The sequence below is a fragment of the Micromonospora sp. DT46 genome (genome assembly GCF_049841735.1).
GTDB lineage: Bacteria > Actinomycetota > Actinomycetes > Mycobacteriales > Micromonosporaceae > Micromonospora > Micromonospora reichwaldensis.
This window is the reverse complement of record NZ_JBNCKW010000006.1, coordinates 584871-606344: the sequence shown is the minus strand read 5'-3', so window position 1 is coordinate 606344 and position 21474 is coordinate 584871. Positions and strand designations below refer to the sequence as shown.

General features: G+C 72.7%; 22 protein-coding genes. 21 read left to right on the top strand and 1 reads right to left on the bottom strand.

Annotation, left to right across the window (positions count from 1 at the left end; genetic code table 11):
• Nucleotides 1-329 precede the first annotated feature (329 nt).
• The 18 genes from ACLQ20_RS20045 (at nt 330) to ACLQ20_RS19960 (ending at nt 18017) form a co-directional block, all read left to right on the top strand.
• Nucleotides 330-719, top strand: a complete 390-nt coding sequence (locus ACLQ20_RS20045; RefSeq protein WP_151455584.1) for a DUF485 domain-containing protein — start codon at nt 330-332, stop codon at nt 717-719.
• A 1-nt stretch (nt 720) separates the two neighbouring features.
• Nucleotides 721-2361: a cation acetate symporter gene (locus ACLQ20_RS20040; RefSeq protein ID WP_425857190.1), complete on the top strand. Its 1641-nt coding sequence runs from the start codon at nt 721-723 to the stop codon at nt 2359-2361.
• A gap of 112 nt (nt 2362-2473) precedes the next feature.
• Nucleotides 2474-3238, top strand: a complete 765-nt coding sequence (locus ACLQ20_RS20035; RefSeq protein ID WP_425857189.1) for an ABC transporter ATP-binding protein — start codon at nt 2474-2476, stop codon at nt 3236-3238.
• Nucleotides 3223-4923, top strand: coding sequence for an ABC transporter permease (locus ACLQ20_RS20030; RefSeq protein WP_425857187.1), 1701 nt, complete (start codon nt 3223-3225; stop codon nt 4921-4923). The genes ACLQ20_RS20035 and ACLQ20_RS20030 overlap by 16 nt, the downstream gene beginning before the upstream one ends.
• A 23-nt stretch (nt 4924-4946) precedes the next feature.
• Nucleotides 4947-5441, top strand: coding sequence for an SRPBCC family protein (locus ACLQ20_RS20025; RefSeq protein ID WP_327029983.1), 495 nt, complete (start codon nt 4947-4949; stop codon nt 5439-5441).
• A gap of 118 nt (nt 5442-5559) precedes the next feature.
• On the top strand, nt 5560-5967 hold the full coding sequence (locus tag ACLQ20_RS20020; protein ID WP_425857185.1) for a hypothetical protein: 408 nt from the start codon (nt 5560-5562) through the stop codon (nt 5965-5967).
• A gap of 99 nt (nt 5968-6066) precedes the next feature.
• Nucleotides 6067-6630, top strand: a complete 564-nt coding sequence (locus ACLQ20_RS20015) for a flavin reductase family protein (RefSeq protein ID WP_425857226.1) — start codon at nt 6067-6069, stop codon at nt 6628-6630.
• A 209-nt stretch (nt 6631-6839) separates the two neighbouring features.
• On the top strand, nt 6840-7211 hold the full coding sequence (locus ACLQ20_RS20010) for a DUF485 domain-containing protein (protein WP_327029984.1): 372 nt from the start codon (nt 6840-6842) through the stop codon (nt 7209-7211).
• Nucleotides 7189-8862, top strand: a complete 1674-nt coding sequence (locus ACLQ20_RS20005) for a solute symporter family protein (RefSeq protein WP_425857184.1) — start codon at nt 7189-7191, stop codon at nt 8860-8862. Before ACLQ20_RS20010 ends, ACLQ20_RS20005 begins: the two co-directional genes overlap by 23 nt.
• 103 nt (nt 8863-8965) lie before the next feature.
• Entirely contained in the window at nt 8966-9943 is a 978-nt protein-coding gene (locus ACLQ20_RS20000; protein ID WP_327029986.1) for a UDP-glucuronic acid decarboxylase family protein, read from the top strand.
• Between the two features lie 75 nt (nt 9944-10018).
• Nucleotides 10019-11257: an LCP family protein gene (locus tag ACLQ20_RS19995; protein WP_358118704.1), complete on the top strand. Its 1239-nt coding sequence runs from the start codon at nt 10019-10021 to the stop codon at nt 11255-11257.
• A gap of 233 nt (nt 11258-11490) precedes the next feature.
• Nucleotides 11491-12705 (top strand): LCP family protein, encoded by a 1215-nt coding sequence (locus tag ACLQ20_RS19990; protein WP_358118706.1) that lies wholly within the window; start codon nt 11491-11493, stop codon nt 12703-12705.
• A gap of 221 nt (nt 12706-12926) precedes the next feature.
• Nucleotides 12927-13865, top strand: coding sequence for an LCP family protein (locus ACLQ20_RS19985; RefSeq protein WP_151455384.1), 939 nt, complete (start codon nt 12927-12929; stop codon nt 13863-13865).
• A gap of 53 nt (nt 13866-13918) precedes the next feature.
• Nucleotides 13919-14254: a rhodanese-like domain-containing protein gene (locus ACLQ20_RS19980; RefSeq protein WP_132240515.1), complete on the top strand. Its 336-nt coding sequence runs from the start codon at nt 13919-13921 to the stop codon at nt 14252-14254.
• A gap of 10 nt (nt 14255-14264) precedes the next feature.
• Nucleotides 14265-15056: a glycerophosphodiester phosphodiesterase gene (locus tag ACLQ20_RS19975; RefSeq protein ID WP_358118710.1), complete on the top strand. Its 792-nt coding sequence runs from the start codon at nt 14265-14267 to the stop codon at nt 15054-15056.
• Nucleotides 15057-15129: 73 nt separating this feature from the next.
• Nucleotides 15130-16587: a PAS domain-containing sensor histidine kinase gene (locus ACLQ20_RS19970; protein WP_151455387.1), complete on the top strand. Its 1458-nt coding sequence runs from the start codon at nt 15130-15132 to the stop codon at nt 16585-16587.
• 36 nt (nt 16588-16623) lie between these two features.
• Nucleotides 16624-17073 (top strand): ATP-binding protein, encoded by a 450-nt coding sequence (locus ACLQ20_RS19965; RefSeq protein WP_151455388.1) that lies wholly within the window; start codon nt 16624-16626, stop codon nt 17071-17073.
• Between the two features lie 59 nt (nt 17074-17132).
• Nucleotides 17133-18017 (top strand): DUF5926 family protein, encoded by an 885-nt coding sequence (locus tag ACLQ20_RS19960; RefSeq protein WP_425857180.1) that lies wholly within the window; start codon nt 17133-17135, stop codon nt 18015-18017.
• A gap of 92 nt (nt 18018-18109) precedes the next feature.
• Here the strand turns inward: ACLQ20_RS19960 and ACLQ20_RS19955 are convergent, their stop codons facing one another.
• Nucleotides 18110-19345 carry an arginine deiminase gene (locus tag ACLQ20_RS19955; RefSeq protein ID WP_425857178.1) on the bottom strand — a complete coding sequence of 412 codons (1236 nt, stop codon included), beginning with the start codon at nt 19343-19345 and terminating at the stop codon, nt 18110-18112.
• A gap of 163 nt (nt 19346-19508) precedes the next feature.
• Between ACLQ20_RS19955 and ACLQ20_RS19950 the strand changes: the two genes are divergently transcribed.
• The 3 genes from ACLQ20_RS19950 (at nt 19509) to ACLQ20_RS19940 (ending at nt 21348) form a co-directional block, all read left to right on the top strand.
• The gene (locus ACLQ20_RS19950) at nt 19509-20249 is read left to right on the top strand and encodes a hypothetical protein (RefSeq protein ID WP_327029993.1); all 741 of its coding nucleotides are present in this window, start codon (nt 19509-19511) and stop codon (nt 20247-20249) included.
• A gap of 175 nt (nt 20250-20424) precedes the next feature.
• On the top strand, nt 20425-20883 hold the full coding sequence (locus tag ACLQ20_RS19945) for a hypothetical protein (protein WP_327029994.1): 459 nt from the start codon (nt 20425-20427) through the stop codon (nt 20881-20883).
• A 75-nt stretch (nt 20884-20958) separates the two neighbouring features.
• Complete coding sequence (locus tag ACLQ20_RS19940) at nt 20959-21348, top strand: ACT domain-containing protein (protein WP_425857176.1); 390 nt, start codon at nt 20959-20961, stop codon at nt 21346-21348.
• The last annotated feature ends 126 nt before the right edge of the window (nt 21349-21474 follow it).

Below are 21474 nucleotides of genomic sequence, written 5' to 3'. Positions count from 1 at the left end.
GGTTTGTTTTGTTTTTTTTTTTTTTTTTTTTTTGTGGGGGGGGGGGGGGGGGGGGGGTCCCCCCCCCCCCCCCCCCCCCCCCCCCCCCGCCACGAGTTATCCACAGGCGTGACCCGTTCTCCACAGGTTGTCCACAGCCCGGTGTGGACGGCTTCGCCCGAGCCGGCCCGGGCGGGCGTGACGCCGACGACTGCCCTTGACATTCGCGGCGATCGGGCGAGACTGCCGGGGTGGCCGCTGCCGACGATCCCGTCCCCGCGCCCCGGCAGGGCGGGTCTGGGACGCCCGAGCACGCGAGCCGGACGCCCGGGCACGCGGGCCAGCCCGGGGTGCCGGGGCGGCCCACGCCACCCCAGCCCCGGACCCGGATCGTGCTGGCCGAGGTGTCCCGCCGCGAGGACCGGGCGGAACGCACCCGCGCCGAGCTGGCCCAGCAGACCCGGGTCGGCGACGCGCTCGTACGGGGGCTGGTCCGGGCCCAGTTCGCGCTGGCCCTGCGGCTCTCCCTGGTGGTGGCGATCGGGCTCGGCGGGCTGCCGTGGCTCTTCGCCGTCGCGCCCGCCGTCGGCCGGGTCACCGTGCTCGGCGTCAACCTGCCCTGGCTGCTGCTCGGGGTGGCGTCGTTCCCGTTCCTGATCGCCGTCGGCTGGGCGTACGTGCGGTTGGCCGAGCGCAACGAGCAGGACTTCACCGACCTGGTCCAGCGGCCGGAGCGCTGAGGTGGGCAACGGCTTCGTCGTACCGGCGATCGTGGCGGTCACCCTGGTCACCGTCGGCATCGGCTTCTACGGGCTGCGGCTGGCGCGGACCACCTCCGACTTCCTGGTCGCCTCGCGGGCGATCAGCCCCACCTGGAACGCCGCCGCGATCGGCGGGGAGTACCTGTCGGCGGCGAGCTTCCTCGGGGTCGCCGGGCTGATCCTCAAGTACGGCGTCGACGTGCTCTGGTATCCCGTCGGCTTCGCCGCCGGCTACCTCGCACTGCTGCTCTTCGTGGCCGCGCCGCTGCGCCGCTCCGGCGCGTTCACCCTGCCGGACTTCTGCGAGCTGCGACTCGGGTCGCGCCGGCTGCGCACCCTCGCCACCGTCTTCGTGATCTTCATCGGCTGGCTCTACCTGGTGCCGCAGCTCCAGGGGGCGGGGCTGACGCTGGCCACGGTGACCGGCTCGCCGTACCCGTTGGGGGCCCTGCTGGTGGCCGTGGTGGTCACCGCGAACGTCGCGCTCGGCGGCATGCGCGCGATCACCTTCGTGCAGGCCTTCCAGTACTGGCTGAAGCTGACCGCGCTGGCCGTACCGGCGATCTTCCTGGCGTTGCAGTGGCAGGCCGACGCCCGCCCGGCGGTGACCCCGCCCGACGGACCGGCGTTCCGGACCGCGACCACCGTCGTGGTCGAGCACCGCGCGACCCTCACCCACCCCGACGGCCGGATCCAGGAGGTACGCCCCGGCGATGAGCTCTCCTTCGCCGCCGGCGACGCGGTGCCGGAGGTGTCGGGGGTGGCCACGGACGCGGCCGACTGGCTGCTGCCCAGCGCCGCCGGGGACGACGACCGGGGGCTGTTCGCCACCTACTCGCTGATCCTGGCGACGTTCCTCGGCACGATGGGCCTGCCGCACGTGCTGGTCCGCTTCTACACCAACCCCGACGGCGCCGCCGCCCGCCGCACCACGCTGGTGGTGCTCGCCCTGGTCGGGGCGTTCTACCTGCTGCCCACCATCTACGGGGTGCTCGGCCGGATCTACACCCCGCAACTGCTGCTCAGCGGGCAGACCGACGCGGTGGTGGTGCTGCTGCCCGGCGCGGCGCTCGGCGACGGCACCGCCGGCCGGCTGCTCGCCGCGCTGGTCGCGGCCGGCGCGTTCGCGGCCTTCCTCTCCACCTCGTCGGGGCTGCTCACCAGCGTCGCGGGGGTGATCTCCACGGACGTGCTGGGGCGCGGCTCGGTACGCGGCTTCCGGCTCGCCACGGTGATCGCCGGAGCCGTGCCGACGGTGCTCGCGCTCAACCTCGCCGGGCTGGACGTGTCGCAGGTCGTCGGGCTGGCCTTCGCGGTCGCCGCGTCCAGCTTCTGCCCGCTGCTGGTGCTCGGCATCTGGTGGCGCGGGCTGACCGACCTCGGCGCCGCCGCCGGGATCCTGGTCGGCGGCGGCGCGGCGGTCGGGGCGGTGCTGGTCACGGTGCTCGGCCCGCCGCTGTCCGGCTGGCCGGCCACGCTCACCGCCCAGCCGGCCGCCTGGACGGTGCCGCTCGCCTTCACCGTGATGGTGGCGGTCTCGATGGCGACCCGCCGCCGGGCGCCGGCTGACATCGGCGCCACCATGCTCCGCCTGCACGCCCCGGAGGCGCTACGGCTGTAGGCGCTGGTCGCCCCCGGCGACGACGCGGACCGTGCGGGGTACGACTCGGGGATGACCGGGGATCATCCTGCGGCCGGAGCAGCCGCTGGTCGCGGCCGGATACGGTCGACGCATGACTGCTGAGCACCCGGCGCTCTCCCTGCGTGGCCTGGCGAAACACTTCGACGGCAAGGCCGCCGTCGCCGGTGTCGATCTCGACGTGCCGGCCGGCTCCTTCTACGGACTGCTCGGCCCGAACGGCGCGGGGAAGACCACCACCCTGTCGATGGCGGTCGGGCTGCTCCGACCGGACGCCGGCGACGCCCGGGTGCTCGGTCACGACGTCTGGGCCGACCCGGTGCAGGCGAAGCAGCTGCTCGGCGTGATGCCCGACGGCGTACGGCTCTTCGACCGGCTCAGCGGCGCGGAGCTGCTCGCGTACCACGGCCTGCTGCGGGGGATGGACCCGGCGGTGGTCGACCAGCGGGCGGCGGAGCTGCTGGACGTGCTCGCGCTCGGCGACGCCGGCCGGACGCTGGTGGTCGACTATTCGGCGGGCATGAAGAAGAAGATCGGCCTGGCCTGCGCGCTGCTGCACGGGCCCCGGCTGCTGGTGCTGGACGAACCGTTCGAGGCGGTGGACCCGGTCTCGGCCGCGCTGATCCGGGACATCCTGCACCGGTACGTGACCGGGGGCGGCACCGTCGTCTTCTCCAGCCACGTGATGGAGGTCGTCGAGCGGCTCTGCTCGCACGTGGCGATCCTGGCGGCCGGCACCATCAAGCGGGTCGGTCCCATCGACGAGGTGCGCGGCGGCCGCTCGCTGGAGCAGGTCTTCGTCGAGGTGGTCGGCGGCCGTACGGCGACCGGCGAGGAGTTGGCGTGGCTGTCGCAGTGACCGGACCGACCGTCTCCGCCCAGCCCGCCCGGCGGGTCTCCGCCCGGCACTTCGTCCGGCTCAAGCTGCGGGTGATGGGCAACAACTTCCGGGGTCAGGGCTGGCGGGTCGCCCTCTTCGTGGGCGGCGCGGTGTTCGGGCTCTGGTTCGCCGGCACCGGCTTCTTCCTCTTCGCCGCGCCCGGCCTGGCCGACTCAAGCCGCTACGCGCTGATGGTGGCTGCCTTCGGCGGTGGCCTGACGGTGCTCGGCTGGCTGTTGCTGCCGCTGGTCTTCTTCGGGGTGGACGAGACGCTGGACCCGGCGAGGTTCGCGCTGCTGCCGCTGCCCCGCCGCACGCTCGTCACCGGGCTCTTCGCCGCCGCCTTCGTCAGCGTCCCCACGATCTCGGTGCTGCTGGCCCTGTGCGGGCTGGTGGTCACCGCCGGGGCGCTGGGTGGCTGGTCGGCCGCCGCGGTCGCCTTCGTCGGGGTGGTCGGCGGGCTGCTGCTCTGCGTCGCCGCGGCTCGCGCGGTGACCAGCGCCTTCGCCACCGCGCTGCGGTCCCGCCGGGTCCGCGACCTCGCCGCCGTGCTGCTCGCCGTACTAGCCGCGCTGCTCGGGCCGTTGCAGCTCCTGGGCATCGCCGCCCTCTCCGACGCCGACTGGGACCGCCTCCAGGGGGTGGCAGAGGTGGTCGCCTGGACCCCGTTCGGCGCTCCCTGGACGGCCGGCATCGACGTGGCCGAGGGCCGCGTCTGGGCCGCGCCGGTGAAGCTGCTGATCACGGCGGCGACGATCGTCGCGCTGCTGGCCTGGTGGTCCCGCTCGCTCGAGTCCGCGATGGTGGGCACGGCCAGTGCCGGGCCGGCCCGCGCCCAGCGTGGTACGACCGGCGGGGCAGTCGCCCAGCTCTTCCCGAGGGTCCTCGGCTGGGCCCGGCGGGACCGGTTCGGCGCTCTCGTCGCCCGGGAGGCCCGCTACTGGTGGCGGGACGCCCGACGCCGGGCCAACCTGATCACCGTCGCGGTCGTCGGTCTCTTCGTGCCGGTCATGGTCAACCTGGGCGGCTCGGGCTTCACGATCGACGGCGCGGAGGGGTTCACGGCCAGCTCCGACCCGTCCCCGGTGCTGTCCAGCCTGTCGATGCTCTTCGTCGGGCTGCTCGCCGCCGTCACCCTGGCCAACCAGTTCGGCTTCGACGGCAGCGCGTACGCGGCGAACGTGGTCGCGGGCGTCTCCGGCCAGCAGGAGCTGCGCGCCCGGATGGCCGCGTTCTCGCTCTACGTCCTGCCGATGCTGGCGGTGATCTCCGTGGTCGTCGCGGTGGTCATCGGCGAGCCCGGCTGGATCGGGCTGATGGCGGGCACGCTGTTCGGCACGTACGGCGCGGGGCTGGCGGTGAACTGCTTCGTCTCGGTGCTCGGGGCGTACTCGCTGCCGGAGACGAGCAACCCGTTCGCGCTGAACACCGGTGCCGGGATCGCGAAGAGCTTCCTCACCCTGCTGGCGATGCTCGCCACCGCGGTGGCGGCGGTGCCGATGGTGGTGGCCGCCGGGCTGCTCGGCGACGTCTGGCTCTGGCTGGCCCTGCCGCTCGGGGCGGCGTACGGCCTGGGGGCGGCGCTGTTCGGCGCGTACCTGGCCGGCGACGTGCTGGACCGCCGGATGCCGGAACTGCTCGCCACGGTCACCCCGCGCCGCTGACGATCGAACAGGACAATGGCCTGATGCCCGTCGTCGAAGCGGTGATCACCGTGCCGGTCCCACCCGAACTGGCCTTCGCGGTCTCCCAGACCACGGCGCCCGTGCGCTACCGGTGGGACCCGTTCGTGCGGGAGCAGCACTTCACCGACGGGGCGACCCGGCCCGGCAAGGGGGTGCGGACCTTCACCAGGTCCCGGCACGGCCTGGCGATGGTCAGCGAGTACGTCTCCTGGGCCCCGCCGAGCCACGTCGGGATGAAGATGGTGCGCGGGCCGTGGTTCTTCGAGATGTTCGCCGGTGGGTGGCGGTTCGCGCCGGCCCCGGAGCCCGGCCACGCCATCGCCACGTGGCGGTACAGCTTCCGCTGCCGGCCCGCGTTCCTCCGCCCGGTCGCGGACCGGATCGGCTCCTGGCTGCTCGGCCGCGACATCCGCCGCCGGATCGCCGGGTACGCCGCCGGCTGCACCGACCCGGAGGTGCTGGCCGCCGCCCGCCGGTCACTGACCGCCGACGACTGACCACTCCAGCGGTACGCGCACCCTGCCGAGATCTTGGCAGGGAACGGCCCCTGGAGGGGCGCAGAACGTCCAAGATCTCGACGGCTGCACCGAGGGTCGGTGCCGGTAGGGTCAGCGGGTGAGCCGCGCGAACTTCCGCACCCTGTACCACGGGCAGGCATCCGGTGCCGGCTCGAGTTACGGCCTGTTTCTGATCCGCCGATCAGGGTCGTGGGCGCAGCACTGGGCATCGGTCAATCGGGGAGTGCAGCCTGTCCCGCCACCGCCGCTGGTGGACCTCGCACGTGAGACGGTCATCATGCTCTCGGTGGGGACCCGCCCCGTGCTGGGCTACGACGTCACGATCGAGGACGTGACGGTACGGGGGACGACCCTGGTGGTGACCGGCGTCGAGAGGCGCCCCGTGGGCGTCGCGACACTGGACATGGTCTGTTCACCGGTGCACATGGTGGCGGCGCGATTCGGACCCGAGGCCTTCGAGGACATGCTGCTGAACCTGCACATCAAGCCCGCTGAGATCATGTGATCTGGTGACGTGGGGCCGCGAGGGCGGGCACTCACCGCACCGCATCACCGACGCGCCGGCAACAGCGGCAGCGCGCCGTCTGACGACGCCAGGGGCCGCATCCGGGCCCGTCGGGGCGGGGCAGGCCGCACAATGTTTCACGTGAATCATGAGCCGGGCGCCGAGATCCACCACATCGACCCGTTCGCCGTGCCCGCCGACCAACGCTCGCCCGTACGCCGGCTGCGCGGTCGGCTGGCGTCGCCGGTGACGCTCTGGACGGCGCCGGAGCCGGCGGGCCTGACGGTCTCCTCGACGCTGGTCGCGGAGGGCGAGCCGGACCGGCTGCTCGGCCTGGTCGACCCGGAGTCCGACCTGTGGGCGGCGGTCGAGTCCGCCGGCCGCTTCGCGGTGGCGCCGCTGGGCCCGGCGCACCGGCAGCTCGCCGACCGGTTCGCGGGCCTCTTCCCGTCCCCCGGCGGCCTGTTCGCCACCGGCGTGTGGACCAACACCCCCTACGGCCCGGTGCCGGCCGACGCGGGCGGCTGGGCGGGGTGCCGGCTCGACTCCGCCCGCGAGTACGGCTGGGGCCTGCTGGTGGAGGCCACCATCGAGGCCGTCGAGCTGACCGGGGAGACGGACCCGCTGCTGCACTACCGGGGCCGCTACCGCGAGCTGACCTGACGACCGTCACCGGCGGCGTCGACGGCGACCGTCCGGCCCACCCGGGGCCACATGACGACCGGTGAACGGAGTGAGCTGCGTCACTCGGCGCAGCCACCGTGCCGTTCGGCGCAGCCGCCGACCGGCGTCGATCTCGCCCTTCCGTGGCGGGGAGCGCGCTTTCTACCGTGCGCGAAACTCCCCACGCCTGTGAAGGTGGTGATCCACGAATGTCCACGGACACACCCGCGTCCACGCCGTCGACCTCGGCGGCGGACCGGTACCTGGCCGTGCAGCGGTCGGACGAGTTCGCCGGGTTGCGGCGCACGCTGCGCGGCTTCATCTTCCCGATGACCGTCGCGTTCTTCCTGTGGTACGCGCTCTACGTCATCCTGTCCGCGTACGCGCGGGACTTCATGGGCACGAAGCTCTTCGGCAGCAACATCAACATCGCCCTCGTCTTCGGCCTGCTCCAGTTCGTCTCGACCTTCCTCATCGCCTGGCTCTACTCGCGGTTCGCCGACCGGAAGATCGACCCGGTCGCCGACCGGATCCGCGCCGAGATCGGGGAGGTGGGCAATGAACACGGTCCTCGCGGCTGAGGCAGGCAGCACCACCGCCCGCAACCTCACCATCACGCTCTTCCTGGTCTTCGTGGCGGTGACCCTGGCCATCACCATCTGGGCCAGCCGGCAGACCAAGACCGCCACCGACTTCTACGCCGGTGGCCGGTCCTTCTCCGGTTTCCAGAACGGCATGGCCATCGGTGGCGACTACATGTCGGCCGCCTCGTTCCTGGGCATCGCCGGCATGATCGCCCTCTACGGCTACGACGGCTTCCTCTACTCCATCGGCTTCCTGGTCGCCTGGCTGGTGGCGCTGCTGCTGGTCGCGGAGCTGCTGCGCAACTCCGGCCGGTACACGATGGCCGACGTGCTGGCCTTCCGGATGCGCCAGCGCCCGGTGCGGACCGCCGCGGCCGTCTCCACCATCACGGTGTCGATCTTCTACCTGCTGGCGCAGATGGTCGGCGCGGGCGCGCTGGTCGCCCTGCTGCTCGGCATCAAGCCGGGTACGACGTTCCTCGGCATGGACGCCGACACCGCCAAGGTCGCCACCATCATCATGGTCGGCGCGCTCATGATCGTCTACGTCACGGTGGGCGGCATGAAGGGCACCACCTACGTGCAGATCGTCAAGGCGTTCCTGCTGATGGGCGGCGCGACGATCATGACGGTGCTGGTGCTGGCGAAGTACAACTTCAACCTGTCGGAGCTGCTCGGCGCCGCCGCGGCCTCCTCCGGCAAGGGCGACGCGCTCCTCGGACCGGGGTTGCGCTACGGGGTCGAGGTGGCCGGCGACGCGACGCAGACCTTCTACAACAAGATGGACCTGCTGTCGCTCGGCATCGCGCTGGTGCTCGGCACCGCCGGCCTGCCGCACATCCTGATCCGCTTCTACACCGTGCCGACGGCGAAGACGGCCCGCAAGAGCGTGCTCTGGGCGATCGGCATCATCGGCACCTTCTACCTGCTCACCCTGGCCCTCGGCTTCGGCGCGGCGGCGCTGGTCGGCAGCGAGGCGATCACCGCGCAGGACAAGGCCGGCAACACGGCCGCGCCGCAGCTCGCCGAGGCGCTCGGCATCGAATTCCTCGGCGGCGATCTCGGCGGGGCGACCCTGCTCGCGGTCATCGCGGCGGTCGCCTTCGCCACGATCCTGGCCGTGGTCGCCGGCCTGACGCTGGCCTCCTCGTCCAGCCTGGCGCACGACTTCTACGCCAACGTGATCAAGGACGGTAAGGCGTCCGAGCGCCAAGAGGTCAGGGTCGCCCGGGTCTCCGCCCTGGTGATCGGCGCGATCTCGATCGTGCTGTCGATCTACGCGCAGAACCTGAACGTGGCCTTCCTGGTGGCGTTGGCGTTCGCGGTGGCCGCCTCCGGCAACCTGCCGGCGATCCTCTACAGCCTGTTCTGGCGGCGGTTCAACACCTCGGGCGCGGTGTGGGCCATCTACGGCGGCCTGCTCTCCGCCGTACTGCTGGTGTTCTTCTCGCCGGTGGTCTCCGGAGCGGCCACCTCGATGTTCCCCGAGCACGACTGGCAGTGGTTCCCGCTGTCCAACCCGGGCATCCTGTCCATCCCGTTCGGTTTCCTGTGCGGGTGGATCGGCACCGTGATCTCCAAGGAGCACAACGAGGAGAAGTACGCGGAGCTGGAGGTGCGTTCCGTCACCGGCGCCGGCGCCCACTGACGGGCCTCCCACAGATGCGGGGCAGGGTCCCTCGTCGTCGCCGGGCGACGAGGGACCCTTCCTTGCGTCAGGGCGACTCGGGACAGTGGGTAGGCTGACCGGCATGAACGCTGTTGCCCGCTTCGGACCCGGTCACCGCATCCTCGTCACGGGCGGCGCCGGCTTCGTACCGTCGCACCTGGTGGACTCCCTGATCGCTCGCGGCTGCACCGTGGTCGCGCTCGACAACTTCATCACCGGGTCGAAGGAGAACGTCGCCCACCTGCTGGACGAGCCGAACTTCACCCTGGTCGAGGCCGACATCTCCGACGGCCTGCCGACCCACCACCCGGCGATGGCCGAGCGGTTCGACGCCATCCTGCACATGGCCTCGCCGGCGAGCCCGACCGACTTCGAGAAGCTGCCGGTGGAGATCCTCCGCGTCGGCTCGGTGGCCACCCTGCACCTGCTGGAGCGCGCGGTCGCCGACGGCGCCCGCTTCCTGATGGCCTCCACCTCCGAGGCGTACGGGGACCCGAAGGAGCACCCGCAGCCCGAGTCGTACTGGGGCAACGTCAACCCGATCGGCATCCGCGCCGTCTACGACGAGGCGAAGCGCTTCTCCGAGGCGGCCACCATGGCCTACCACCGGAGCCGGGGGCTCGACACGGCCATCGTCCGGATCTTCAACACGTACGGCCCGCGGATGCGCCCGGACGACGGCCGGGCCATCCCGACCTTCATCTCGCAGGCGCTGCGCGGCGAGCCGATCACCGTGCACGGCACCGGCAACCAGACCCGTTCGATCTGCTACGTGTCCGACCTGGTGCACGGCATCCTGCTGCTCCTCGACTCCCGCGAGACGGGGCCGATCAACTGCGGCACCGAGCACGAGATGAGCATGCGGCAGCTGGCTGAGACGATCGTGGCGCTCACCGGGAGCAGCTCCGAGGTGACCTACATCACCCGCAGCGCCGACGACCCGGAGATGCGCCGCCCGGACCTGACCCTCGCCCGGGAGCTGCTCGGATACGAGCCGACCGTGGCGCCCGAGGACGGCCTCCGCCGCACGATCGAGTACTTCCGCGAGCGGATGGTCTAGCGAACGCCCGCCGCCGGCGCACACGTCGGCGGCGCCACAGGGCGACAGTGGCTACGCGTACGTACCCTGAGTTACATGTCAGCGACCATGCCCGCCGGAGTTCCACTCCCGCACCTGCACCGCAGCGCCGGGCGCGCCTCGGTGCCCGGCCCCGGCCGGGACGCCGGACGCGCCCGGCCGGCCGAGGCCCACTGGTCCCCGGCAGCGGACGAGCCACGGGCCGGCGGCCCGGGCGGTCCCGCGGGTCCGGGCGGACCGGCCGGGCCAGGCGGACCGACCGGACCGGACCGGCCGGGCCGGGGCGGCGTCCGCCCCCGCTGGGGCCGGATCGCCCTGGTGGCCGGCGTGGCCGTGCTGGTGCTCGCGCTGCTCGGCGGGGTGGGCGCCTGGTTCTACGCCCGCGGCCTCGACGACGACCTGGCCCGCACCGACCCGTTCTCGGAGATCACGGGGGGCCGCCCGGCCAAGGCGGTGGACGGCGCCCTGAACATCCTGCTGGTGGGCAGCGACTCCCGGGACCCGGACGCCCCGGTGGACAAGTCCAGCAAGTGGCGGGCCGACACGATCATCGTGATGCACATCCCGTCGGACCACCAGAAGGCCTATCTGGTCTCCATCCCCCGTGACCTCTACGTGCCGATCCCGGAGGGCGCCAACGCCGACTGCGGCAGCGGGCAGCGGGGGAAGATCAACGCCGCCTTCGCCTTCGGCGGGCTGCCGCTGGCCGTCCGGACGGTGGAGTGCTTCACCGACGTGCGGCTCGACCACGTGATGGCGATCGACTTCGCCGGCTTCAAGCAGGTCACCGACGCCCTCGGCGGCGTCGACCTGAAGGTCGAGCGGACCGTCACCTCGATCCACAAGCCGTACCGGACGTTCACGAAGGGCACCAACCACATGGACGGCGCCGAGGCGCTGGACTGGATCCGGCAGCGCAAGCAGTTCCCGGACGGCGACTTCGCCCGGATGCGGCACCAGCAGGACTTCCTCCGCGCCCTGATGGACAAGGCGGCGAGCACGGGCACGCTGACCAATCCGAAGAAGCTGAACGACTTCCTCAAGTCGGTCACCGCCGCGGTCACCGTCGACCAGAGCTTCTCGCTTGTCGACATGGGGGTCCAGTTCCGCAACCTGCGCGGCGAGAACCTCACCTTCGTGACCAGCCCGCACGTCGGCAGCCAGACCATCGACGGTGAGTCGGTGGTGGTGTCGGACAAGGAGAAGGCGCTGGCCATGTACAAGGCGATGTCGGCCGACACCATGACGGCATGGGTCGAGGCCAACCAGAAGAAGAAGGACGGCACCGGAAACTGACCAGCTCCGCCGGCCGGCCCTCCCGTGATCGACGAACGTCATCACGATTCGGAGGGCCGGCCGACCGCTTCCTGTGAGCCAACCGCCGACCAGCCGTATCGATCTGTCCGTTCGGTCAGTTTTCCTGCATGACGGCCGTACGAACGGCATTTGACGGTCGGACGACCTCGCCAGGACGGGAAAGCGTCCGTAAAGTGATCCCGCCCCCCTGACAAACGCGAGCTGGAGCACGCATGCCGGTTCAGACCAGCCGTCGCCCTCCGGCGCTGGAGTCCCCCCGTGGCCCGGTCCGGGCCTCCACGAGCATCCCGAAGCAGCCCGTCAAGGGCGGCAAGCCCGGTGGCGGGTCCGCGAAGAAGCGGTCGCGCCGCAAGGACCCGCTCTGGGCCCGACTCACCCTGATCTTCGGCGCCGTGCTGATGGTGGCCAGCGGTGCGGCCATCGTCGGCAGCAAGGCGCTGATCAGCAGCGCCACCGGCAACATCGCCCAACGCAACCTCCTCGGCGACGCGGGCAAGACCGACGCCGAGGGTGGCGCCAGCCTGGACGGCCCGATCGACATGCTGCTGCTCGGCGTGGACGCCCGGGAGCGGTGGGCCGCCGACAACGTGCGGGCCGACAGCATCATCGTGCTGCACATCCCGGCGACGCACGACCAGGCGTACCTGATCTCGATCCCGCGGGACACCGAGGCCCAGATCCCGGCCTTCAAGCCGAGCGGCTACAAGGGCGGCGTCGACAAGATCAACGCGGCGTTCCAGGCGGGCGCCGGCAACGGCGGCGGCTGGGAGGGCGGCGCCCAGCTGATGGCGCAGACGATCAAGAAGATGACCGGGATCAGCTTCGACGGCGCGGCCATCATCAACTTCGGCGGATTCAAGAACGTCATCGAAGCCCTCGGCACGGTGCGCATCTGCGTCAAGCAGGAGGTCGAGTCGATCCACATGTCGTACGTGGACGGCAAGCCGATGTGGAACGCGGACGCGAAGAAGACCGGCAAGCAGCGGACGCCCGTGGTGCACAAGAAGGGCTGCCGCGAGATGGAGGGCTGGGCGGCGCTGGACTACTCCCGGCAGCGCAAGAGCCTCAAGAACGGCGACTACGACCGGCAGCAGAACCAGCAGCAGCTGATCAAGGCGATGGCGAAGAAGGCCACCCAGGACGGGACGCTGACCAACCCGATCAAGCTGAACAAGCTGATCGACGCGGCCGGCAAGGCATTCATTCTCGACACCGCCGGCGTGCCGGTCCCCGACTTCGTCTTCACCATGCGCGGGGTGACCGGCAACGACCTCGTGATGCTGAAGACGAACGGCGGCACCTTCCACAGCGACGGCAGCCGCGAGACGCTCAGCGCCCAGACGATTGACATGTTCCGCGCGGTGAAACAGGACAAGCTGGCCGAATTCGTCTTCGCCAACCCCGAGGTGGTCTCCAGCCGCGAGTAGCGCCGGCCGGGGCGGCCCGCCGGGCGATGTCGGCGAAGCGGCCCGGACCGCCGTGGTCGACTCGTAACCTGACGTGAGAGGGATTCACGTACGGGTCGCGGGGAGGCGTCACGTCCAGATCGACGGGCGACGGTCGGGGCCGGGCCGGGACCGACACCCGGCCCGCCCGGCCGCCCCGCGTCCGCTGGCCCCGGCTGCTGCTCGGCCTGGGCCTGGCCCTGGTGCTGCTGGCCGGGCTCGCCGTGGTGGGCCTGGAGGTGCTGAGCGACCGGTACGAAGGCAGCGTCGTCCGGGAGCAACTGCTCGACCCCACCGCCCGCCAGAAGCGCACCGACCCCGACGGGCCGCTGAACTACCTGCTGGTGGGAACCGACCGCTGGCAGAGCGGCAGCGCGGCGGACCGACGCTCGGACACCATCCTCATCGTGCACGTCCCCGCCGGCGGGCGCGAGGCGTACCTGGTCTCCGTCCCCCGGGACCTGCTCGTGGCCATCCCCGCCGGCAATGGCTACGGCGGCGGCCAGGACAAGATCAATGCGGCGTACGAGCACGGCGGCGGCGGCCAGCCGGGCACCCGCCTGCTCTCGGCCACCCTGTCCCGGTTGACCGGCATCCGCTTCGACGGCGCGGCCCTGATCGACTTCTCCGGCTTCCGCAAGGTCATCGACCTGCTCGGCGGCGTACGCATGTGCGTGGACACCGAGGTCCGCTCGATCCACACCGACCGCGTCTTCGCGCCCGGCTGCCAGCAGATGGACGGCGGCCAGGCGCTGGACTACGTCCGCCAGCGCTACGACCTGCCGGGCGGCGACTACGACCGGCAGACCCACCAGCAGCAACTGCTCCGGGCGGTGCTGGAGCGCACGAGCGAGACGTCGCTGCGGACCAACCCGGTCAAGCTGGACCAGGTGATCCGCGCAGTGGGCGGCTCGTTGACCGTGGACACCAACGGCGTACGGCTGGAGGACCTGGTCCTCGCGCTGCGCGACCTGCCGGCGGACGCGCTGCGCGGCGTGCAGGTCCCCTCCCACCCCCAGACCATCGACCAGGTGTCGTACGTGGTGCTCGACAACGGCGGGAACGGCCTCTTCGAGGCGGTACGCGGCACCCGCGTGCCGGACTGGGCGCGCGCCAACCCGCGGTGGGTCACCCGGCTGTGACGCCCGGGGGCGGCCCGCCGCCGGCCGCCGGGGCGAGGATCTAGGCTTGGCCCGTGTTCGGATCCCAGGTTCCCACCGTGACCGTGACCGAGATCGCCGACGACGCGTACCTGCTCGACGTCCGGGAGGACGACGAGTGGAACGCCGGCCACGCTCCCGGCGCGCACCACCTGCCGATGATGGAGCTGCCGGCCCGGATCGCCGAGGTGCCGACCGACCGCGACGTCGCCGTCATCTGCCGCTCCGGCGGGCGCTCCGCGCAGGTCGTCGCCTACCTGATGCGCAACGGCTGGGACCAGGTGCGCAACGTCGAGGGCGGGATGGGCGAGTGGGCCGCCGCCGGGCGAGGAGTGGTCCGCGAGGACGGGCAGCCGGGCCGGGTCCTCTAGGACGATCGGGATGGACGCCCCTCTCGTCTTCGCGCACCGCGGTTCCTCCCACGACCTGCCCGAGCACACCCTCGCGGCCTACCTGCGGGCCCTCGACGAGGGCGCGGACGGGCTGGAGTGCGACGTCCGGCTGACCCGGGACGGCCACCTGGTCTGCGTGCACGACCGCCGGCTCGACCGCACCAGCAACGGCCAGGGACTGGTCAGCGCCCGTACCCTCGCGGAGCTGGAGGCGCTGGACTTCGGCTCCTGGCACCCCGGCTGCGCGCCCGCCGACGGCGACGAGGTGCTGGACGAGTCGCACACGCGGCTGCTGACCCTGGAGCGGCTGCTGGACGCGGTGCTGGCCGCGGGCAGGCCGGTGCGGCTACTGGTGGAGACCAAGCACCCCTCCCGCCACGGCGGGAACGTCGAGCGCCGGCTCGTCGCGATGCTGCGGAGGTACGGCCTGACCGAGCCGAAACCGGACGATCCGGTACGGGTCACCGTGATGTCGTTCTCGCCGCTGGCCGTACGCCGGGTCCGGGGGTTGGCCCCCGCGCTGCCCACGGTGCTGCTGCTGGATGTGCTGCCGCGCTGGGTGCGGCTGGGGCGGCTGCCGTTCGGCATCCGGATCGCCGGCCCCGGCGTCGCCCTGGTGCGTGCCCGCCCGCAGTTGGTGCCCGCCCTGCGGGCGGCGGGCAACCAGGTCTTCGTGTGGACCGTGAACGAGCCGGCGGACCTGGACCTCGTCCTGGCCGCCGGGGTGGACGGCATCATCACCGACCGGCCGGCGCACACGCTGGCCAGCCTGGGCCGCTGACCGGGGTGGCAGCGCGCGGAGGCCCGGTCGGGCAGGGGTGTCCCCGGACTGGCCGGCGGGGCACACTCGGAGGATGCCGGAGCGCACCGACCTCTCCGCTCTCATCGCCGGCCACACCACGGTGATCGAAATGATCAACTCGGGCGGCACCGGCCTTCCGGTGCTCACCCACCTGCTCCGCGTGGCCCGGTCGGCGCTCGGCGCGGCGGGCACGGCGTTCGTCGAGTTCGCGCCGACCGGCGGCCGGGTGATCGCCGCGACCGGCGCCGCCGAGTGGGCCGTCGGCCACCCCGTGCCGGCCGACGACCCCGCCACCGTCTGCCTGCTCTCCGGCGCGCGGGTGCGCCAGGTCCGCACGGACGAGCTGACCGGCAGGCTCTGCGCCGAACTCGCCGAACGGGGCCTGCTCCGGATGGTGGTCTCCCGCGCGGAGATCGGCGGGCTGACGGTCGGCAGCCTGCACGTGCTCTACCCCGACGGCGACGACCCGCCCGACGCCGAGCAGCACGCCGTCGCGGGCTACCTGGCCTCCTGCATCGCCCACATGTACGGCGACCAGACCGGGCTGCCCGTGCACGGCGACGGGCCGGTGGTGGCGGCGCTGGCGGACGGCCTGGCCGTGGTCGACCGGGACAACCACGTCCGGCTCTGGAATCCGGCCGCCGCCCGGGTCACCGGCCGTTCCGTGGCCCAGGCGCTCAACCAGCCGTTGCCCTTCCCGCTGCCCCCGTCCGGGCAGGTGCGTGACCACCGGATGCCGGACGGCCGCTGGCTCACGATCACCTCCGGGGAGCTGCCCGGCCCCGGCACCCTGCGGGTGGTCACCTTCCGGGACATCACCGACCAGCAGCGCCGCGACCACGACCGTGATCTCTTCGTGGCGGTGACCAGCCACGAGCTGCGTACGCCGGTGACCGTGATCAAGGGCTATGCGGACACGCTCACCGACCACTGGGAGTCGCTCACCGAGACCGACCGGCGGCAGGCCGCCCGCGTGATCGGGCAACGCGCCAACGAGCTGGCCCGGCTGGTGGACCGGCTGCTCTCCTCCGCCGCCGAGGCGGGGCCGGGCGACCAGCCTCCCGCCCCGTACGACCTCGGTGACGCGCTGCGCGCGGCGGCGGTCGACCTCCCGGCGGAGCTGCGGCAACGGCTCGTCCTCCGCCTCCCCGCGGACCTGCCCAAGGCGCTCGGCCACCGGCTGAGCCTCGCCACCGTGCTCACGGAGCTGTGCACGAACGCCGGCAAGTACTCCCCGCCCGGTTCGCTGATCGAGATCACCGCCGACGCGGACGGGTCGACGGTCTCCTTCCAGGTACGCGACCAGGGCATCGGCATCCGGCCGGAGCACGTGGAGCGGGCCTTCGACCGGTTCTGGCAGGGCGAGTCGGGCGACCGCCGCCGCTACGCCGGGGCCGGACTCGGCCTCTATCTCGTCCGTCGGATCGTTGAACAGCAGAATGGATGGGTATCCCTACGGCCGAGGGCCGGTGGCGGTACGGTCGCAGAGGTGCGGCTGCCCCGCGGGTGACCGGCGACGGGCAACGGGGGCGTGAAAGGGACGAAGGTGTCGACGGGAGCTGCCGATCGGGCATGGTGCGTGGTGGTCCCCCACCACGCCGCTGGGGCGCGGGTGGCGCGACGACGCCTCGCCGAGGAGCTGGCCGACGTCGTACCCCCGCCGCTCCTGGCCGACCTCGTCGCGGTCCTCGCCGAACTGGTCGGCAACGCGGTCCGGCACGCCGACCCGCTGCCCGGCGGAGTGGTCCGGGTGGCCTGGCGGCTGCGCGACTCGTCCGGCGGCCAGCAGGTGCAGCTCCGGGTGACCGACGGCGGCGCCGCCGCGGGCCCCACGATGCGGATCGCCGACACCGACGCCGTCGACGGCCGGGGGCTGCACATCATCTCGGGGCTGGCCGACCGCTGGGGCGTCGAGCGGGACGGCCTGGGCCAGAGCGTGTGGGCCGAGTTCGACCCTGCCGACGTCACCCGGTCGGACCTTGCCGTGGCCGGCTGACCGACCGCGAGGGCGGGTCCCGCCCCGCCGGGCCGCCGGGGCCTCTAGGCTGTCTCGCCGTGAGCAAGCGTCGAAAGAGCCAGCGGGCCGCCGAAGCCACCCCCAAGCGGGAGAAGGTACGGGACATCTTCGTGCCCCGACCGTTCGAGGGGCTGACCGACGAGCCGGAGTGGATCGCCCTGCGGGAACTGGTGCCGGCCGCCTCCGCGCCGCTGCGGCTGGCCCCCGCCCTGGTCGAGGAGTTCGGCGACCGGGAGGTCACCCTGGCCACCGTGCTGCCGATGGCCACCCCGGCCATGACCAAGCCGGACGGGCGGGTCCTCATCGGGCTCCAGCGTCACCTCCAGTCGGGCGACGTCTCCCGGGACCTGGCCGAGGCGCTGCTCTGCGCGCTGCGGGCCGAGCCGGGCCGCCCGGTGCCCGTGCCGCCGCTGCCCGGCCCCGGCCCCCGGTTGCAGGACGTCCTCGCCGACGGCCCGCTGGAGGTCGGCATGCACGACGGGTTCGAGTTCTGGCTCGACCCGGGGGCCGGCGACGACCCGAACGTGCAGGCGTCCCTGGAGCGGGCGAACGCCGCGATCTACCCCACCGTACGGCTCGCCGCCGCCCGGGCCGCGTACTGGTGCCAGGTGCCGGAGAAGGCCCACGTGCGCTGGGTGCTGCCCGACGACGAGGACGCCGCGCTGGACGCGCTGTCCCGGCTGAGCGTCGCCGGCACGCTTGTGCTCGGCGAGAACACCCGCTTCGCGGGCATGTTCCGGGCCCACGGCCGGCTGGTGCCCGTCTGGGACCTGCCGGAGGACGTCCCGGCCGCCGACTGGGAGCAGCCGGTCGCCGACTTCGCCAAGCGCTACGCGGAGGCGCTCGCCGAGCCCACCCCCCTGGACGCCACCGGCCGGCGGGCCCGCCACGGCCTGCTCGGCCGCCAACTCACCCTGCGCTGAGCCGGACACCCCGCTCACCCTCCGCCCTCACATCGCAGCCGCCTCGCGCGGCGGCTGCGATGTGAGGAAGGGACCTTCCTGGACCGGACACGTCAGGAAGGGCCCCTTCCTTCCCCCGGTGCGCCCAGCGGCTCGCGGACCAGCGGGCAGGACATGCAGCGTGGTCCGCCCCGGCCCGAGCCCAGCTCCGAACCGGCGATCGGGATCACCTCGATGCCGGCCCGCTCCAACTGCGCATTGGTCTCCGTGTTGCGCTCGTAGCCCACGCAGAGCCGGGGCGCGATGGCCAGGGTGTTGTTGCCGTCGTCCCACTGCTCGCGTTCCGCGGTCACCGGGTCCAGGCCGGTGTCGATGACCCGGAGCTGGGGCAGGTCCATCGCGTCGGCGGCGGCCCGCAGGAACGGCGCCGGGCCGTCCACCCGCGGGTCCTCACCGTCCGCCCCGGCGATCACCGTGTACGCCGACAGCGTGTGGGCGATGTTCGGGTACATCAGCACGGCGTCGACGTCCACCATCGTGCAGACGGTGTCGAGGTGCATGGTCGCCCGTTCCTGGGCGATCGGGACGACGAGGATGGTGTGCGCGAGCCCGGCGGCGAAGACCTGCCGGGCGAGGCGTTCCGCGCCGGCGGGCGTGGTCCGCTCGCCCACCCCGACGGCCAGCACCCCCGGCGCGAGCAGCAGCACGTCGCCGCCCTCCAGGTGCTCCAGGCCGGGCTGGTAGACGAGCTCGGTGCCGGCGAAGCGCGGGTGGTGCCGGTAGATGGCGTCGGTCAGCGTGGTCTCCCGTCGCCGCGCCGGCATCGCCAGGCTGGTCACCCCGACCCGGTCGCCGACCCAGAACGAGGAGTCCCGGGTGAACAGCAGGTTGGGCAGCGGGTCGATGACGAAGTCGTGCCGGTCCATCAGGGTGTAGACGAGGCCGCCCGGGCGCTCCCGGCTGACCCGGAGCTCCTCGTGGGCCAGCCCGGCGATGAGCACGTCGGCGAGCGCGACGGGATCGAGGTACGCGAGGTGGTCGGCGACCCGGGCGCGCAGCGAGTCGCCGAGCCGGGGCGAACGGAGCACCTCCCCGGTGAGCTCGGCCCGCGCGTCGGCGACGGCGAGCGTCTCGGCGAGGAGGGTGGCAAGGTAGAGCACCTCGACGCCGCGCTCGCGCAGGGCGGCGGCGAAGGCGTCGTGCTCCTCCTGGGCCCGTCCGACCCATGGGATGGCGTCGAAGAGGAGCGAGTCGTTGTTCCGGGGGGTGAGCCGGGCCAACTCAGGACCGGGGCGGTGCAGCAGCACCGTCCCGAGCCGACCGACTTCGCTGTCCACGTAGTGGGTCACCCTCGCAGCGTAGGGCAGGGTTTGGCGGCATCCGATAAAACAGGGGTGGATGAATATGGCATTCATCCACACTCACTCCGGCGTTCCAACTTGCCGACACAGGGGACTGGCAACGTAGGGTAGTGAGGACATAACTTCGAGGGACCTTTTGCCGGAGGTCGCGATGACTGTCTTTCCCGCTCGTCAAGCCGTACCGTCCGCCCGGGCACTGCCGCCCGCGGCGGTGCCACACCCCCGCGTGGAGTCGCCGGGGGTGCTCGCACCCGTCCGTCCGTCCCCGTTGGAGTGGGCCCGCCGCCGCAGGGCGGAGCGGGGCGCCCGGCGGCTGGAGGCGGCCGGGGCACGGGCGCTCGGCCGGCTCGACCATCTCGGGCCCGCGTGGCACGTCATCGAGTGGCCCCGCACGGACGCCGCCGATCTCCTGCTCGACCACGAGCGCGACGAACGCGCCGGCTTCCTCGCCATCGGGCCGAGCGGGCTCTTCGCGGTCACCATCGCCGACCACGGCCGGGCCCGGGTGCTGGTGGCCGGCGACGTGGTCCAGATCAACGGCAAGCGCCCGCCCTACGTGGCCGAGGCCCGCCGCGACGCCAAGCGGGCCAGCAAGGCCCTCTCCGACGCCGTGGGGCTGCCGATCCCGGTGACGCCGGTGCTGACCTTCGTCGGCTCCGGCGTCATCAGCGTCTACGGCCTGCCGAAGGACTGCCTCATGGCCACCCACCGCGAGCTGGACCGCCTGCTCGTGGCCGGGGGCAGCCGGATCAGTCCGGCCACGGCCGAGAAGCTCTCCCGGGTCGCGCAGCACCCGGAGACCTGGGTGAACGGCGCGTACCGGCCGGCCGCGGACTACCGGTGGTACGAGGGCGGCCGAACGGCCGCTGACAAGCCGGCCAACCGACGGTAACGTCACCGGCGACGCCACGCACCCGGGTGCCGGTCGGCACCCGTCGGTCGCGCCGTCGCCGGCCGTCTGGTCAGGGCATCCCTCACCCACCGGCGGCCCGGCGACCACGCGCGGTCGGCGTCACCCGCGACGACCGGCTAGCGTGGACGGACCGTCGGTGTACATAGGAGGCGCGGTGGCCCACGTCGAACTCTCGCTCTCTGACGTGTTCGTGCCCGCGGCGGGAACACCGACAGGGCAGGAGTTCGACAATCTCGGTCGGTGGTCGTCGACCGTCTCCCACGCCGACGAGCCGTGCCTGCTCATCGACGCCGGGACGAGGGTCGTCGCCGTTTCCGTCGCCGGCTGCGAGCTGCTCTTCCTGGGCGACCCGGAGGACGTGACCGGGCTGCCGCTGCTCGACGGCGGGCTACGGCTGCTCGACTTCACCGCCAACCGCTGCGAGCTGACCGAGCCCGAGATCGACAAGATCCCGCCGCTGCTGGCGCTCTCCTCCGGGCGCCTGGCCCGAGGGCTGCTCCGGGTCCAGGCCGCGTCGACCGACGCGCCGGACTCGACCGTCGACGCGATCTCCACCCCGGTGTTCACCAGCGGGACGGTCGCCGGTTCACTCACGTTCTTCTCCCCGGTCTGACCAGCGGCGGGATGTGGCGTTCGCCGCACGCGGCGAATCTGGGGCGGGCCCGCACCGAGGCCGTAAGGTGCCCTCATGCTCGATATCGCTCTGCTGCCGGGGAAGTACGCCGTGTGCCGCCTGGCCGCCGGCTCCGCCCTGCCGCCCGAGTTGTCGGACGGGTTGAGCAACGGCGACGTCGTCACGGTGAGCTGGACGGCCGACGGGATCTCGCTGATCTGCCCCGCCGACCGGGCGCCCGAGCAGGCCGTCGGCGAGACCGCCTGGCGCTGCCTGCGGGTCGCCGAACCGCTCGACCTGGCGGTCAGCGGCACCCTCGCCGCGCTGGTGGACCCCCTCGCCGCAGCCCGGGTCAGCGTGGTCGCCTTCTCCACCTACGACACCGACTACCTGCTGGTTCCCGCCGTGCGGCTCCGCGAGGCGACCGCCGCGCTGGAGCGTGCCGGCCATCGCGTCCTCGGCTGATCTTCACCCGCCCGCCGGTTCCTCCTAGGATGGGCTCGGCCTCCCGGCCGCAGTGACGCTCCCCGATGTCCCGAGGATCGGCCGTGCCGCCCACCCCCTCGCGCCCCGCCACGCCCGCCCGACCGC